We start from the raw sequence: 14,695 nt of genomic DNA on the forward strand, positions 1-14,695 counted from the left end.
TCGGTTCCTCAGACATTCTTAGGCGCTTTGGCCTTTCGGCGGTGAGTGCCTGCCTTATGGGCAGCGTGGGCGGGGTTCTGCCCACTGGTCTGGAACATCGCGAGCATGCGATCGGTCACCGCGTAGCCACCGGCAGCGTTACCTGCGCCGAGAAGCACGGCGACGAATCCAACGCCTTGCTCCAGTGTCGTACTGGCATTGAGCAGCGCGTAAATGCCACCGATCACCACGATGCCGTGTACGAAATTCGATCCGGACATCAACGGTGTATGCAAGATGGCCGGCACACGACCGATGATCACCCAACCGGCAAACGCGGCAAGCATGAAGATGTACAGCGCGACGAAGCCGTCGATGGTCATGGCAATGACTCCCTCAACTCGCCGGCGTGGGTCAGCGCGGTGCCGGCGAGCACGGCATCGGACCAGTCGATGGTGACAACGTTGTTCTTCACGATCAGTGCCAGCAAGTTGTACTGGTTGTTCGCGTACAGCCTGCTGGCATCCTCGCCAAGCAGCGATGGCACGTTCAGCGGTGCCACGATGCTGACGAGACCGACCTTGACGGTCTTGCCCGGCACGGTGTCCTCACAGTTGCCGCCACCATCGGCGGAGAGATCGACGATCACCGCACCGGCTTTCATACCGGCAACCTGGGCCTTGTCGATCAGCTTCGGTGACGCCTTACCGGGGATCGCAGCCGTGGTAATCACCAGATCGGCTTGCTGAATGTGCCTGGTCAGCACCTCCGCTGCCGACGCTTTTTCCTCCGGCGTGAGTTCGCGTGCGTAGCCGCCCTGCCCCGCAGCGTCGACACCGGTCTCGACGAAGGTCGCGCCCAGCGAAAGAGCCTGTCCCCGCGTTTCAGGGCGCACGTCGTAACCCTCCACGACGGCGCCGAGCCGATGTGCGGTGGCAATCGCTTGCAGGCCGGCGACGCCCAGGCCCATCACCAGTACCCTCGCCGGCCCTATCGCACCGGCGGCCGTGGTGATCTTGGGTAGCACCCGTGCAAGATGCGTCGCACCCAGCTGCACGGCGTAGTAGCCCGCAAGGGCCGATTGGCTCGATAGCGCATCCATCGACTGCGCACGCGAGATCCGCGGCACCCGCTCCATCGCGAAGCAGGTGATCTTCCTGTCCAGCAGCTTGCGCACCAGTGCCGGCTGCTTCTCCGCGTAGATGAAGCATACGAGGATGGCGCCCTCCTTCATCGACTCGACCACCTCGATCGACGGCGGCTGCACGCACAATACGATGTCGGCATCGCCGACCAGGTGCTTGCGCCCCTCGACGAAGATGACATCGTCATAGGCGCTATCGGGAAGGTCGATGCCATTGCCCGCGCCCGGCTGCATATGCAGCCGGGCGCCTAGTTTGATCAGCTTGGGTACGACCGAAGGCATGAGCGCCACGCGGCGCTCATGCACTTGCGTCTCCTTGAGGACGGCGACATTTACATACATCGAGAACTCCGGCAGCTTGGGGCGTGGCTGGGTGGATCAGACCGGCGCTTCGACCTTGGCGTAGCGCACCAGCTTCTTGTTCACGAATGCCTGTATTCCCATGTCCCCGAGTTCGCGGCCGTAACCGGAATCCTTGATGCCGCCAAACGGTAGCTCGGCATCGGACCAGCTGATGTTGTTGATGAACATCATTCCGGTCTCGACCCGGCTGGCAACGCGACGACCGCGCTCGACATCCGCGGTGAAGACGGACCCGCCCAGACCGAAATCCGAATCGTTGGCAAGCGCGACCGCCTCGTCTTCATCCTTGACCCGAAAGAACATCGCCACCGGCCCGAAGAACTCGTCGCGGAAGGCGGGATTCGTTGACGCCACATCGGTAAGGATCGTCGGCTGCATGAACGAGCCAGGGCGATCGACCCGCTTGCCCCCCATGAGGACCGTTGCACCATGCGCGACCGCGCTGTCCACCTGGCCAAGCAACTGCACCAGGGCAGACTCCGACGAGAGCGGTCCCATGGTCGTTTTCTCGTCGAGGGGATCTCCTGCCCGGAGCGCGGCCAGCGCGGCGGAGAATCGTTCGAGAAACGCATCGGCGATCGTCTCGACGACGATGAAGCGCTTGGCCGCGCAGCAGGTTTGTCCCGTGTTGTACATGCGGCCCCACACGGCCCACGGAATGGCATGGTCGAGGTCGGCGTCTTCCAGCACGATGAAGGCGTCACTGCCACCCAGTTCCATCGATGACGGCTTGAGGTTCTGCCCTGCCCGCGCGGCGATGCTGCGGCCGGCGGCTACGCTTCCCGTCAAAGCCACGCCCTTGATACGGGCGTCGTCGACGACCTTGTCCGACTGTTCGTGCGATATCAACAGGTTGGTATACAGGCCCACCGGCGCACCGGCATCGATGAACAACTGTTCGAACGCGATCGCACACTGCGGCACGCAACCAGCATGCTTGATGACCAGGACGTTACCGGCCATCAGGTGCGGACCGGCCACACGGGCGAGCTGGTAATAAGGGAAATTCCACGGCTCCACGCCGAAGATCACGCCAATCGGGCTGCTCTGCATGTGGGCGTCGCCGATCGTCGGGTTGAGCTTCTCCGGCGCGAGAAAGCCCTCGGCGTTCCTGGCGTAGTACGCAAGAATCTCGGCACTGAATGTCACTTCGCCGCGGGCTTCGTCGATGCGCTTGCCCATCTCCTGTGTCATCGTACGCGCGAACTCGTCCACCCGCTCGCCGAGCAAGGTCGCTGCCCGGGCGACGATCCTGGCGCGGTCGGCGTAACTGGTGTGCTTCCAGGTGGCATAGCACTTCGCCGCCGCATCCAGCTTTTCTTCCAGCTGCTCGTCGGTGAGCTGTTCGAAGGTCTTCAAGAGCTTGCCGTCGAACGGGTTGACGCTTGCATAGGCCATAAGATGTCTTCCAGGGAAGGTGGGGAATCTGGATCAAGCTTCGATAAGGACTTTCAGCGCCTTCGTGTCCGCGGCGTTACCAAAGGTCTTGTAGGCTTCGAGGATCTGCTCGAGCTTGAAGCGATGGGTGATGAGAAGCGTCGGATCGATCTTCCTGGTTCGCACCGTCTCCATCAGCATCGGTGTGCTGACCGTGTCGACCAGTCGCGTGGTGATCGTGATGTTGCGATCCCAGAGCAGTTCGAGGTGCAGGTCGACCTTGGTGCCATGGACGCCGATGTTGGCGATGGTTCCGCCCGGCGCGACCAGCTTTTGGCAAAGTTCGAACGTCGCCGGAATGCCGACGGCCTCGATCACCGTGTCGACCCCGCGGTTGCCGGTGAGCGCCATCACGGCCTCGACCGCCTTGCCGTCCGCGCTGTTGACGGTGGCCGTGGCGCCAAAACGCCTGGCGACGTCCAGCCGGTTGTCGTCGAGATCGATCATGATGATCTCGGCCGGGGAATAGAACTGGGCCGAAAGCAAGGCGGCCAGACCGATCGGTCCCGAGCCGACGATCGCCACCGTATTGCCGGGCTGCACCTTGCCATTCAACACGCCGCACTCGAAACCGGTCGGAAGGATGTCACTGAGCATGACCAGGGCGTCTTCGTCGGCGCCCTTACCGATCGGGTACAGACTGGTCTCCGCATAGGGAATCCGGACGAATTCGGCCTGCGTACCGTCGATCGTATTTCCGAGGATCCAGCCACCCGTAGTGCAATGCGAGTACATCTGCTTGCGGCAGTAGGCACATTTGCCACAGGCGGTGATGCAGGAAATGAGCACCCGGTCGCCTACTTTGAAAGCCGTGACGGCGGCGCCGACCTCGGCAATGACACCGACGCCCTCGTGGCCGAGGATGCGCCCCGGCTCACAGGTGGCGACATCGCCTTTGAGGATGTGTAAATCGGTTCCACAGATGGTCGTCTTGCTGATCTTGACGATGGCATCGGTGGGCGCGGTGATCGCCGGCTTGGGATGATCCTCCAAGGCCTTGTCGCCCGGGCCTTTGTAGACGAGCGCCTTCATCAGAGACACGGAAGCTTCCATCACGTCGACGCCTGTTCAATCACTGCGGGGTCCGATAGCAGCGTGTGCACCGGCTCGATGCCAAGGTTCGCCTTGGCTCGTTGTCCCTTAGTGTTTTACTGGCTATCGACCGCCGTTCATTGATCCAGGTCAAGTCATGAACGACCGAGACGAAACAGGCCAAGATGTCGGCTTAACGTGTCACTCCGGCTGGACATGAACGAAGCAAGCGCATCGTCGGGCGCAGTCGGCGCAGGGGATCGCCTCAGCCACCGAACGCCGGATCGGACACCGATGGCCGCCCCGTTTCCCGGTGTCCCGCGAAGCGCCGCAGGAACAACGGATCGGCGTCACAGGTCGCCGTCAGGTCGTACCAGTGGTCGCAGCCCTCGATGTCGAACCGGGCCTCCGCTCGCTCGCCTGGCTGCAACCAATAACGCTGCGGCGGGCGATGCAGGTAGGCATTCGCCTGGACGGTGATAGCGCAAGGACGGCCGCCCTGGTTGCTCAGTACGAGATGCAATTCACCCGCGTGGCGCCCTTCGGCCATCGTGACCTCGGGCAGCGCGATACGCTGGCGATCCCCATTCGCCGGCGGTTGCTTGCCGCCGAACTGGCGAAGGAAGCCGTTCGGCCCGATGACGGTGAGGTCGTAGGCGTCGCCGCTGTTGGCACTGGTCCAGTAGTCGGACACCGATTTTCCGGCTTCCACCGTATACGTCCACGGCCCGTCGGAGCGCAGCGACGAGGTAACGCTGAAGCATGCGCCGATATCGCCACTGTTGCCGAACTCGAGCACATAGCGCCCCTGTCCCTGGTCTAGCGTGCCGCTGACTTCCAGTGCGTAGCCAAGCGCACGCGCCGGCCGTTGCCCGCGCTCCTGCCGTGGAAGCTGCTGGCTGGCCGGCGGGATCGGACTGAAATCGCTGTGACTGCCGCGATCGGGCTCATAGGCATTCGTTGTCGGCAGTGCAGGCACACGCCCATCGTGGCCTGCGAAATCGAATGCCCGCGTCAGGTCGCCGCAGACCGCACGCCGCCAGGCGGAGATATTGGGTTCCCGCACGCCGAACCGCTGCTCGAGGAAACGCAAAATGGACGTATGGTCGTAGGTTTCCGAGCACACCCAGCCGCCCTTGCTCCAGGGCGAGACAACCAGCATTGGAACGCGCACGCCGAGGCCGTAAATGCCGGGATTGAAGCCGTTCCCGCCCGAATAGACTTCGCCGTCGGTGGTCACGGTCGACAGCCCGCGATCGCGTGTCGCAGGCGGGTATGCCGGTAGCATGTGATCGAAGAAGCCGTCGTTCTCATCGTACGTGATGAACAGCGCTGTCTTGCTCCAGACGTCCGGGTTGGCGGTCAAGGCATCGAGCACACGGTCGATGTACCAGGCGCCGTAGTTCGCCGGCCAGCTCGGATGCTCCGTATAGGCTTCCGGCGCCGCGATCCAGGAGACCTGCGGCAGCCGATCGGCCATGACGTCCTTCTGCAGTACGTCGAACAGCGACTGGCCATTGCGCGTATCGGTGCCCGTGCGGGCCTTGTCATAGAGCGGGTTGCCCGGCTCGGCGTTGCGATACTGGTTGAAGTACAGCAACGAGTTGTCGCCGTAGTTTCCGATGTAAGGATCGGGACCCCAGCCCCAGCCACCCGCCGCGTCGAGGCCGGTGCCGATGTCCTGGTAGATCTTCCACGACACGCCGGCCGCCTCGAGGCGCTCCGGGTACGTGGTCCAGCCGTAGCCCAGCTCCGCATTGGAAAGCACGGGACCACCACCCTGCCCGTCGTTGCCGACGTAGCCGGTCCACATGTAGTAGCGGTTGGGATCGGTGGAAGAAAGAATCGAGCAGTGGTACGCGTCGCAAACCGTGAAAGCGTCTGCCAGCGCGTAATGGAACGGGATGTCCTGGCGGGTCAGGTAAGCCATGGTCGTCGTGCCTTTGGAAGGCACCCACTGGTCGTACTTGCCCGCGTTGAAGGCGGCGTGCGTGTCGTTCCAGCCGTGCGGCAGGTCTTCGAGGAACTGCAGGCCGAGGTTGTCGGCCTTGGGGCGGAACGGGAGCAGATAGTCGTCGCTACCGGCGGTCAGCGGTTGGTGCCAGACGGAGCGACCCGTGGCGAGCGTATGTGTGCGCGGATCGCCGAAGCCGCGCACGCCGCGCATGCTGCCGAAGTAATGATCGAACGAGCGGTTCTCCTGCATGAGGATGACCACGTGCTCGATATCTTTCAGCGTGCCCGTGCGTCGTGCCGCCGGCACCGCCAGCGCCCTCTGGATGGACGGCGGTACCACCGATGCCGTGAGTGCGGCGCCCGCGGCGCCAAGCGAAAGCTTCAGGAAATGTCGGCGGTCCTGGATCGTCATGCGTGTCCCCGTGCGCTGCGTGGCTCCCCTGAACGGGCGATTGTCGCGACCGGTTATGACAGTTTGCGTACGCTATCGGCATGGGCGCCCACGTTGGCGTCGAAACGCCACGCGCGTCACATTCCGTGGGCTTCTATCGCCAGCGAAGCAAGACCGCCTGCGACACGCCACGCGCAGCAGCCCGACGTTGCACTTTCGCGTTCGCGTTGACCAGGAAGGCCTCTCGCGCCCGGAGGAGCATCGGCGCATCGTCGTCGCTATCGCTGTAAGCCCATCGCCAGGCCCCGCCGTATCCCGATTCGAGGAGCATGCGGGACTTCTCTGCACCGTGGCAGTGGCGCTGGAGGATCCAACCGCTGCCTGCGCGTCGCAAGACGGAACCGATGACTTGCAGATCGCTACCGAAGACCGCGAGCAATCGTTCGGCGATCCACTGCGGCGCGGCCGTGACAACGACGACCCGATCGCCGCCGGCAAGATGGACCCTGAGTCGTTCCATTCCGTCATCGAACCAGCGCAATCCCGGCATGCCTCGTTCGAAACGCGTCGCGAACGCCTCTATGCTCTGGCCCAGCGCGGATCGGTCGAGGCCATAGGTGACAATCCACAACAAGACCGACGCGCCCATGCGTCTTGCCGAGGGAAAACGCAGAAGAACCAGCGCCACGGGAAGCACGGGCAACACGGCAAGCAGCTTCCAGGGAGATGCCCGCAACAGACAGCGCATCCATGCAACGGTCGAATCGGCCGACAGGAGCGTCCTGTCGAGATCGAACACCGCACAATCCCGTCGGTCCCGATTCATCGTCGTGTCAATGAGCGTCCTCGATCGCCTTTACCGCGTCGAGCGACTCCTGCACATGCTTCTGCGGTTTGAGGCTCGAATACACATGCGTGATCTTGCCCGACGGCGCGATGACATACGACGTGCGGTCCGACCAGCCCGGCCGGATCATCAGGGTCGAGTCGTATTCCTTCGCGATCTTCGCACCTTCGTCGGCCGCAACCGCGAACTTGCCCCCGCAATGCTCGTTCTCCTTCGAGAAGTCCGCCAGCTCGCCCGTATTGCCCGCGGTCACGCCGATCACCGTCGCGTGCAGCGCCTTGAACTTGTCGATAGCCTCCGAAAACATGTGGGCTTCGACATTGCAGCCGTCCGTATGCGCGGCCGGGAAGAAGTAGACCACCACTGGTCCCTGCTTCAGGGCGTCGGCCAGCCGGAACGTGAACGGCTGGCCGGCGAGGTACGCCGGTGCGGTGAAGTCCGGCGCTTGCGTGCCTTCCTTCAGGGCGGCGGAAGCCGGGGTCGCGAGGGCGGCCGTACCGGCCAGCGCAAGCGCGGCGAGGGTCATCGATGGCTTCATGACGGGGATCTCCTTGGGCAGGGATGGAACGACGTAAGTACTTATACGACAGGCGAGCCGTCGTGGATGCCCCCCGCCGGGCGGCCGCCCGAATGTGGCACACGTCCCATTGCACTGGACGGTGCACATGGTAGGGTCGTCAGCCGAGCGTTCTCACTCAGGGCCAGGCGAATGACGTTAGCGCGGAAGATGGTGTTCTCGACGGTGTTGCTCCTGACCGGCACGACGGTCGCCCAGGCATCCACGCCCCCCGTCATCAGCGGATCCGCCCGCTTCACCGTCCTTACGCCACGCGTCATCCGCATGGAATATGCCGAGGCCGGCCGCTTTGAAGACGCGCCATCGCTGGTGTTCGCGACGCGCAAGCAGGCCCCTGCCGTCGATGCGACGATTTCGCACGACAAAGGCTGGCTGGTGATCCGCACCAGCGACGTCACGCTTCGCTACAAGGAAGGCACGGGCGTCTTTACGGCCGACAACCTCAGCATCGCTTCTGTCCGGTCGAAGCCCGCTTTCAGCTGGCATCCCGGGCAGAAAGACAGCGCCAACCTGGGGGGCACCGCACGCACGCTCGATCAGGTGGACGGCGACCGCCACGCTGCCGACAACACGCCGCTGGACCTGGGTGACGGTCTGCTCTCCCGCGATGGCTGGCACGTGGTCGACGACACCGGCAGCTTTGTCTTCGGCGACGAGAAACTGCCCTGGGTGCACCGCCGCGCCTGCCAGGACTGTACCGACTGGACCTTCTTCGGCTACGGCCACGATTACACTGCCGCGCTGAGCGACTTCGCGGTGTTGGCCGGTCGTGAGCCGCTGCCTCCCCGCTATGCGTTCGGCTACTGGTGGTCGCGATACTGGAACTACAGCGACAGCGAGCTGCGTGAGGTTGTCGCCGATTTCGTCCGCTACCGTATTCCCCTGGACGTGCTGGTCATCGATATGGACTGGCACCGCACCGATGGGCTGTCGTCCGAGCACCCGCAAAAGGATGTGAACGGCCAGACCATGGGCTGGACGGGTTTTACCTGGAATCGTGCGCTATTCCCGGAACCGGAGCGCCTGCTGCAATGGCTGCATGAGCAGGGCCTCAAGGTGACGCTGAACCTGCATCCGGCTTCGGGCGTCCTTCCGCATGAAGAATCCTACGGCCGTTTCATGGGCGAGCTGAAGGCCGACCCGGCGAAACCGCTCGCCTTCGAAGCGGCCGACCCGACGTACATGGCGGCATTCTTCAAGACCGTGCTGGACCCCCTGCAACACATGGGCGTGAGCTTCTGGTGGCTGGACTGGCAGCAGTGGCGGGAGTCGAAAGCCCTGCCCGGCCTGAGCAACACCTGGTGGCTGAACCATGTGTTCTTCACCCACATGCAGCAACAGGGCGAGAAACGCGCACTCATCTATCACCGCTGGGGTGGCCTTGGAAATCATCGCTACCAGATCGGTTTCTCGGGCGACTCGATCATTTCCTGGGCTTCGCTGGCGTTCCAGCCGCGCTTCACCGCGACGGCATCCAACGTGCTGTACGGATACTGGAGCCACGATCTGGGCGGTCATACCTTCCGCGACGAGAGCGATCCGGCGACACGTCGGATCGATCCGGAGCTCTACATCCGCTGGATGCAGTTCGGTGCGTACAGCCCGATCATGCGCACGCACACCACCAAGAATCCGGACCTGCGCAAGGAGCCCTGGCGCTTCGCGCCGGCCCAGTTCGATGCGCTGCGCGACACCGTCATCACGCGATACACCCTGCTTCCGTATACGTACACCATGGGCCGCAAAGCCTTCGATACGGGCGTCTCGCTGGTGCGCCCGATGTACTACACGTGGCCGGACGACGACCAGGCGTACCGCTTCAACGGACAGTACATGTTCGGCGACGACCTTCTGGTGGCCCCCGTAACCGCGGCCGCCGGCGGCGACGGCTTCGCGAAACAGGATGCCTGGCTGCCCAAGGGCGATTGGTTCGACGTGACGCGCGGACGTGCCGTGCAGGGCGGTCGAACCGTCAGCGGGCGCTACCGACTGGATGAGGTGCCGGTGTTCGCACGCGCCGGTGCCATCGTGCCGACCAATAGCGACCCGACGCGCAGCGTCGCCAACGACGACGGCGCACGCACCATCGTGGTCTACCCCGGCAAGAACCAGCAAGCGCAGTTGTACGAAGACGCCGGGGACGACGAAAGCTATCGCGGCATGGCATTCGCACGGACATCGCTTGCCACCGAGTGGTCCAGGCATGCGGTGCGTCTGCGGATCGCCGCTCGCGACGGGCAGTATGCGGGCATGCCGACGACGCGTCGCTGGCGCGTGGCCTTCGTGGCATCGTCCATGCCCTCCCAAGTGAGCGTCGACGGGCAGGCGCTTCAGCGCGTTGGTGGCGACGCCGAGCCGAAGCCCGGCACGTGGCGCCTCGAAGGCCGCACCCTCACGCTACAGGTGGCCCTGCCGGAGCACGACTTCGCCAGTGCCCAGACCGTGGACGTCACCTGGCCCAACGACGCGCCGGACGTCGACGGCCTTGCAAGCCAGATGCGCGACGTACGCGAGGCGGTCGAGTGGCTGAAGAGCCGCTGGACCGAGTTCGGCGGGATTCCGGACGAGCTCTCCGCTGCCGCTCAAGCCGATCGCCTTATCGATTACCATCCCGAGCGCTTTGCCCAGGAAGTCGCCGCGTTCCGTTCGCGCGTGCGGAAGCTGGACGAATCGCTGGAAAAAGCTGGCGTGCCGGCCGACATGCGCAAGCAGTTCAAGGCCAGGATGCCGTAACCAGTCGACGGGTGGGCCCATGCGACGCGAGATTGCCATCGTCGTTTTCCCCGGATTTCAGCTGCTGGATGCCGCCGGGCCGATCGCCGTGTTCGAGATGGCCGAGCGCTTCCGGCCGGACAGCTACACGATCGACGTCCTCGCCCCGGGCGGTGGCATCGTGCGCAGCTCGTCGGGTGTGTGCCTGGCGACCGCCCCGATCGACCATAGGCGTTTCGACACCGTGATCGTATCTGGCGGAAACCTGGCCCAGGTGGAAGCGGGCCAGGCCGACATCAGCGCCCTGCTCGGCAAGGACGCCTGGCGTCGGGCGGCTGGCGTGTGTTCGGGAGCGTTCTTCCTCGCCGAGGCCGGGCTTCTCGATGGTCGGCTCGCGACGACGCACTGGGCCGCTGCCGAGCGCTTTCGCTTGCGCTACCCGGGCGTACGGCTCGATGCCGACCGGATGTTCGTCAGGGACGGCAACCTGTGGACCTCGGCGGGTATCTCCGCGGGCATCGATCTGGCGTTGGCGCTCGTCGAAGACGACCTCGGTCCGGCCATCGCACGGCGCACCGCCCAGCAACTCGTCGTACATCAACGGCGGCACGTAGGGCAATCGCAGTACTCCGTCCTCGTCGAACAAGGCGGCAAGACCGGTCGGTTCTGCGACCTGATCGGCTGGATGCGTGCGCGCCTGGCCGAGCCAATGACGGTGGAGCGGCTGGCCGAACGCGCCGCCATGAGCCCACGGAACTTTGCCCGCGCCTTCGTCGCCGAGATCGGCGCGACGCCGGCCAAGGTCGTGGAAGGCCTTCGGCTGGAGGCTGCCCGCATCGCGGTCGAAACCAGCCATCTGCACCTGGACCACATCGCCGTTTCCACCGGGTTTGGCGATGCGAACCGGATGCGCCGTGCGTTCGTGCGTGCCTTCGGGATGTCGCCGCAGTCGCTGCGTCGAAGCGCGAGCACCTGAGCGGCCTGGCGGTTTTTGCCCGGTAATTGTCCTTGCGGGTACCGGTCTGCGCACCCTAAAAAGCACGCACAGACAGAATGCCCTGGAGTACCTATGCGCCTGACGTTGTTCGTTTCCGCGTGCCTTCTGTGCCTGGGTGCGGCGCAGGCCTCGACACCCTTGCCGTCGCCGGCTCCAGCGCCGACACCGGCCGCCGTGCCCACCCGGCTCGACCATATCCTGCTCTGGGGGCGAGGGATCGACGAGGTAACCTCGACGACGGCTGTCAAACTGGGCTTCCAGGTCCGGCCCGGGCACGACCCCGCTGGCGTGGCCAACCGCTATATCCGCTTCTCGGACACCAGCTTTATCGAGCTGCTTGGCATCACCCGCAGCGACCCCGCCTTCGATCCGGGCATGAAGGAAGACCAGCAGGCACTAAAAGGTGGCCCTGGTGCGCGAACCTTCGGTTTCCGGTCCTCGTCGGTCGACGCGATCCACAGCTCGCTGCAGGCGCTGCACTATGCCGTCACCCCGTTCTTCACCGGTCCCGACAGCACGAAGCCGGGATGGCGCCTGTTTGCGTTCGACCGTGCACCGTTGTCGAGCAACACGTTCTTCATCGACTACATGGCCGGCTACGCACCCGACCAGTTCGACCCGGCCAATGCCGACGACTACCGCGTGACGCGCGAACACCCTAACGGCGCACGCGCGCTCTCGTCGATATGGCTGGTATCGGGCGATGCCGATGCCGATCGCCAGGAGCTCGAAAAGATGGGCTTCGGCCATGCGGTAGCGATCACGCTGCCGGCGGTCGGGGCGAAGGGGTTCTGTGTGCCGGTCGGACCGACGGCGTTGTTGGCACTGCAGCCGGACGGTGCGGGCCTTGCGGCGCAGACGATAGCCGGCGGCGGCCCACGCATCCTGGGGGTGAGCATCGCCGTGACCGATCTCGGACGTGCGCAGCGTTGGGTGGAGCGTGGTTACGAACGCAAGCTGGCGACGTATCCCGGCCTTTCGGGCGAGTCCTTCCTTGCGCCCACGCAAGACGACCTTGGGCTCTCGATCGAATTCCACGCCGTGCGGCGGGGCGGGATGGTTTGCCCCAACGCCCGGTAGCCGCCAGCACCCTTTGAAGTCCACGCACCCCGAAGGCCGCCTCTCGTAAGAGAGACGGCCTCATGGAATTACTCGGCGTCGAGCACCGAGATCTCCACCCGGCGATTTGGTGCCAGGCAAGCGACCAATGGCACATGGCCAAGGTCATGGCATGCCTTGACGGGATCGGTGTCGCCCGCGCCTTCGGCGACCACGCGGTCTTCCGGAATCCCCTGCGAGACCAGATAGGCCTTCACCGCATCGGCGCGACGCTGCGATAACTCACGATTGTAGCTATCGCTGCCGAGACGATCGGTGTAGCCGACGATGCGCACAGAACGAAGCCTGTCGCCCTGCCGACGCAACGTGCCCGCGACCTCGTACAGGGATGTTCGCCCCGACGATGACAACTCCGCCCTGTCGAATGCGAATAAGGCATCGGCGGAAAGGATACGCGGCCTGCCCGTCGTTACGGGAGCGGGCGCCAACGGAGCGGATGCCGCCGGAGATGGCTCGTTGACCAATCCCGCGCACGTCTCCGGCTTCCAGTAGAAACTCTGTGCCAGCTTGTCTTCGTCGAATAACACCTTGTATTGGCAGACCGTGATCGCGTCGCCGCCAGGTTTGCGGAGATTGAACACGTAGTTCCATTCTCTCACCCCCCAAACGCCTTCACTGAAATGGGGATAGCCAATCAGGTCCGATACCTGCTGCTTGTTCAGGCCGGGCCTCATCTGGCGCAGGTTGGCCAGGTTGGGAAAGGTCCCGCCCTTGTGCATGGGTGTGGTGTCGGTGGTCGCCGGCCACACCAACTCGCCGGCGGTTCGACCATCCTTCGCCACATCGTGGCTGATATTCCCGCAAGCGGCCAGAGCCAGGGCCAGCGATGCCAGGGTGATGCCTTTCAATGAACTGCGCATACGGTTGATTCCTTGGATAGCATTCATGGGTCGGTCCTCACCACACCACGCCGGCGCCGAGGCCCGCACCCGCGTCGCCGCGCGAGTTGGTCGTGGCGTTGAGCTTCAGCACATAGCGCCCGCTCTCGGTGATGGTCGACATGCCGACGGCAACGCCCGTCTCGCCGTGGAAGGTACCCACCGCGACGGCCGCCGAATTCTGGTTCGGCTGGTAGGCCTGCGGAAGACTCGCCATCGCCATGGCCGAGGCGACACCCGCATTGGCTCGGTTGCCGATACGGTTCAGGTCGTTGTCGACGCTCTGGAACCGCTGATCGACATAATCCTTCGACCAGTTCTTGGCTTCCTCCAGTGCCTGGCTGACCTGCCCCACGTTCGCAGCGTCGGTCGGGTTCACGCCGTTGGCCACATTGGTGATCGTGCGTTCGTGACCCGTCGCGCCCACCGAAACCGTGTTGGCACTGTTGGCCACCGAACCAGCACCGATCGCCACGCTGTTGTCGCCACTGGCGCTGGACCCCGCGCCGACGGCTGTCGAGTTGTTGCCCGTGGCGGTTGACGCCGTGGTGTTGTCGCCACTGTTGTTGTACGTCGTGTTGGTACCACCGCCACCGCCACCGCCGGTCGGGAAGTTGTTCACGGTGTTGGACAGGTTGATGATCTGCGAACCGAGCAGTGCCAGCGTCTGGTTGGTCGCGTACAACTGCGACCCGTTGATCGCATCCGTGCTGGACCCGCTGATCCTGCCGGCGGCCAGATGGGTGATGGTGCGCTCGGCACCCACGCTTCCCACGCTCACCGTCGAACCTGGGTTCGCGCCGGCGAAGTTGTAGGTGACGCCGGCGAGGGTGGTGTTGGCCGTACCGACCGCCGCGTCCGTCGTCGAACCGGCACCCAGCGCCACGCTACCGGCGAAAGCGGCTTGCGTGCCGGCACCGAGTGCCACCGCCTGGATACCGTTGGACGTAGCATTCGTGCCCACCGCCACGCCATCGGCAAGATTCACCGTGGTGTTCTGGCCGATCGCCGTGCCGCCCGGCGCGGTCTGCGCGACGATCGCGTGGTTGCCGATACCGATGCCGTTGTCGCCGTTCACCGTGGTCTGCGGGCCTACCGCGACCGATTCCGCACCGATCGCCGCCGAATCCGTGGCGGTGGAGTTGGCGTGGAAGTACTTGATCGGCGTGACGGAAAACGAGCTCATCGCACCTTTGAGCTGACGCAAGGTCACCGCGTCCTGATCCTCCGTGCCATCGGCCACGTTGGTGATCTGGCGGAAGT

12 protein-coding genes are annotated in these 14,695 nt (G+C 64.4%); 3 read left to right on the forward strand and 9 right to left on the reverse strand.

Features of this window, described 5'->3' with window-relative positions; all coding sequences use genetic code 11:
- Nucleotides 1-8 precede the first annotated feature (8 nt).
- The 7 genes from VM621_RS13635 to VM621_RS13665 all read right to left on the reverse strand — a co-directional run bounded on the left by VM621_RS13635 (nucleotide 9) and on the right by VM621_RS13665 (nucleotide 7,687).
- Nucleotides 9-362, reverse strand: coding sequence for an NAD(P) transhydrogenase subunit alpha (locus tag VM621_RS13635; RefSeq protein WP_325469514.1), 354 nt, complete (start codon nucleotides 360-362; stop codon nucleotides 9-11).
- On the reverse strand, nucleotides 359-1,465 hold the full coding sequence (locus VM621_RS13640; RefSeq protein ID WP_325469515.1) for an NAD(P) transhydrogenase subunit alpha: 1,107 nt from the start codon (nucleotides 1,463-1,465) through the stop codon (nucleotides 359-361). The genes VM621_RS13635 and VM621_RS13640 overlap by 4 nt, the downstream gene beginning before the upstream one ends.
- Nucleotides 1,466-1,501: 36 nt before the next feature.
- Complete coding sequence (locus tag VM621_RS13645; protein ID WP_325469516.1) at nucleotides 1,502-2,884, reverse strand: NAD-dependent succinate-semialdehyde dehydrogenase; 1,383 nt, start codon at nucleotides 2,882-2,884, stop codon at nucleotides 1,502-1,504.
- Between the two features lie 33 nt (nucleotides 2,885-2,917).
- Nucleotides 2,918-3,955, reverse strand: coding sequence for a zinc-dependent alcohol dehydrogenase family protein (locus tag VM621_RS13650; protein ID WP_325469527.1), 1,038 nt, complete (start codon nucleotides 3,953-3,955; stop codon nucleotides 2,918-2,920).
- A gap of 265 nt (nucleotides 3,956-4,220) precedes the next feature.
- Nucleotides 4,221-6,323: a phosphocholine-specific phospholipase C gene (locus VM621_RS13655; protein WP_325469517.1), complete on the reverse strand. Its 2,103-nt coding sequence runs from the start codon at nucleotides 6,321-6,323 to the stop codon at nucleotides 4,221-4,223.
- Between the two features lie 133 nt (nucleotides 6,324-6,456).
- Nucleotides 6,457-7,101, reverse strand: coding sequence for a haloacid dehalogenase-like hydrolase (locus VM621_RS13660; RefSeq protein WP_325469518.1), 645 nt, complete (start codon nucleotides 7,099-7,101; stop codon nucleotides 6,457-6,459).
- A gap of 34 nt (nucleotides 7,102-7,135) precedes the next feature.
- Nucleotides 7,136-7,687 carry a peroxiredoxin gene (locus VM621_RS13665; protein ID WP_325469519.1) on the reverse strand — a complete coding sequence of 184 codons (552 nt, stop codon included), beginning with the start codon at nucleotides 7,685-7,687 and terminating at the stop codon, nucleotides 7,136-7,138.
- A gap of 171 nt (nucleotides 7,688-7,858) precedes the next feature.
- Between VM621_RS13665 and VM621_RS13670 the strand changes: the two genes are divergently transcribed.
- The 3 genes from VM621_RS13670 to VM621_RS13680 all read left to right on the forward strand — a co-directional run bounded on the left by VM621_RS13670 (nucleotide 7,859) and on the right by VM621_RS13680 (nucleotide 12,515).
- Complete coding sequence (locus VM621_RS13670; protein ID WP_325469520.1) at nucleotides 7,859-10,459, forward strand: glycoside hydrolase family 31 protein; 2,601 nt, start codon at nucleotides 7,859-7,861, stop codon at nucleotides 10,457-10,459.
- A 19-nt stretch (nucleotides 10,460-10,478) separates the two neighbouring features.
- Complete coding sequence (locus VM621_RS13675; protein WP_325469521.1) at nucleotides 10,479-11,414, forward strand: GlxA family transcriptional regulator; 936 nt, start codon at nucleotides 10,479-10,481, stop codon at nucleotides 11,412-11,414.
- Nucleotides 11,415-11,507: 93 nt separating this feature from the next.
- Nucleotides 11,508-12,515, forward strand: coding sequence for a VOC family protein (locus VM621_RS13680; RefSeq protein ID WP_325469522.1), 1,008 nt, complete (start codon nucleotides 11,508-11,510; stop codon nucleotides 12,513-12,515).
- A gap of 68 nt (nucleotides 12,516-12,583) precedes the next feature.
- On the opposite strand, the gene VM621_RS13685 is transcribed toward VM621_RS13680, so the two are convergent.
- Both VM621_RS13685 and VM621_RS13690 read right to left on the reverse strand, forming a co-directional pair.
- On the reverse strand, nucleotides 12,584-13,441 hold the full coding sequence (locus VM621_RS13685; RefSeq protein ID WP_325469523.1) for an OmpA family protein: 858 nt from the start codon (nucleotides 13,439-13,441) through the stop codon (nucleotides 12,584-12,586).
- 10 nt (nucleotides 13,442-13,451) lie between these two features.
- The coding region (locus VM621_RS13690) for a YadA family autotransporter adhesin (protein WP_325469524.1) at nucleotides 13,452-14,695 on the reverse strand (1,244 nt) is incomplete at its 5' end.

Origin of the sequence: Luteibacter sp., from assembly GCF_035539195.1 — a bacterium.
Classification (GTDB): Bacteria; Pseudomonadota; Gammaproteobacteria; order Xanthomonadales; family Rhodanobacteraceae; genus Luteibacter.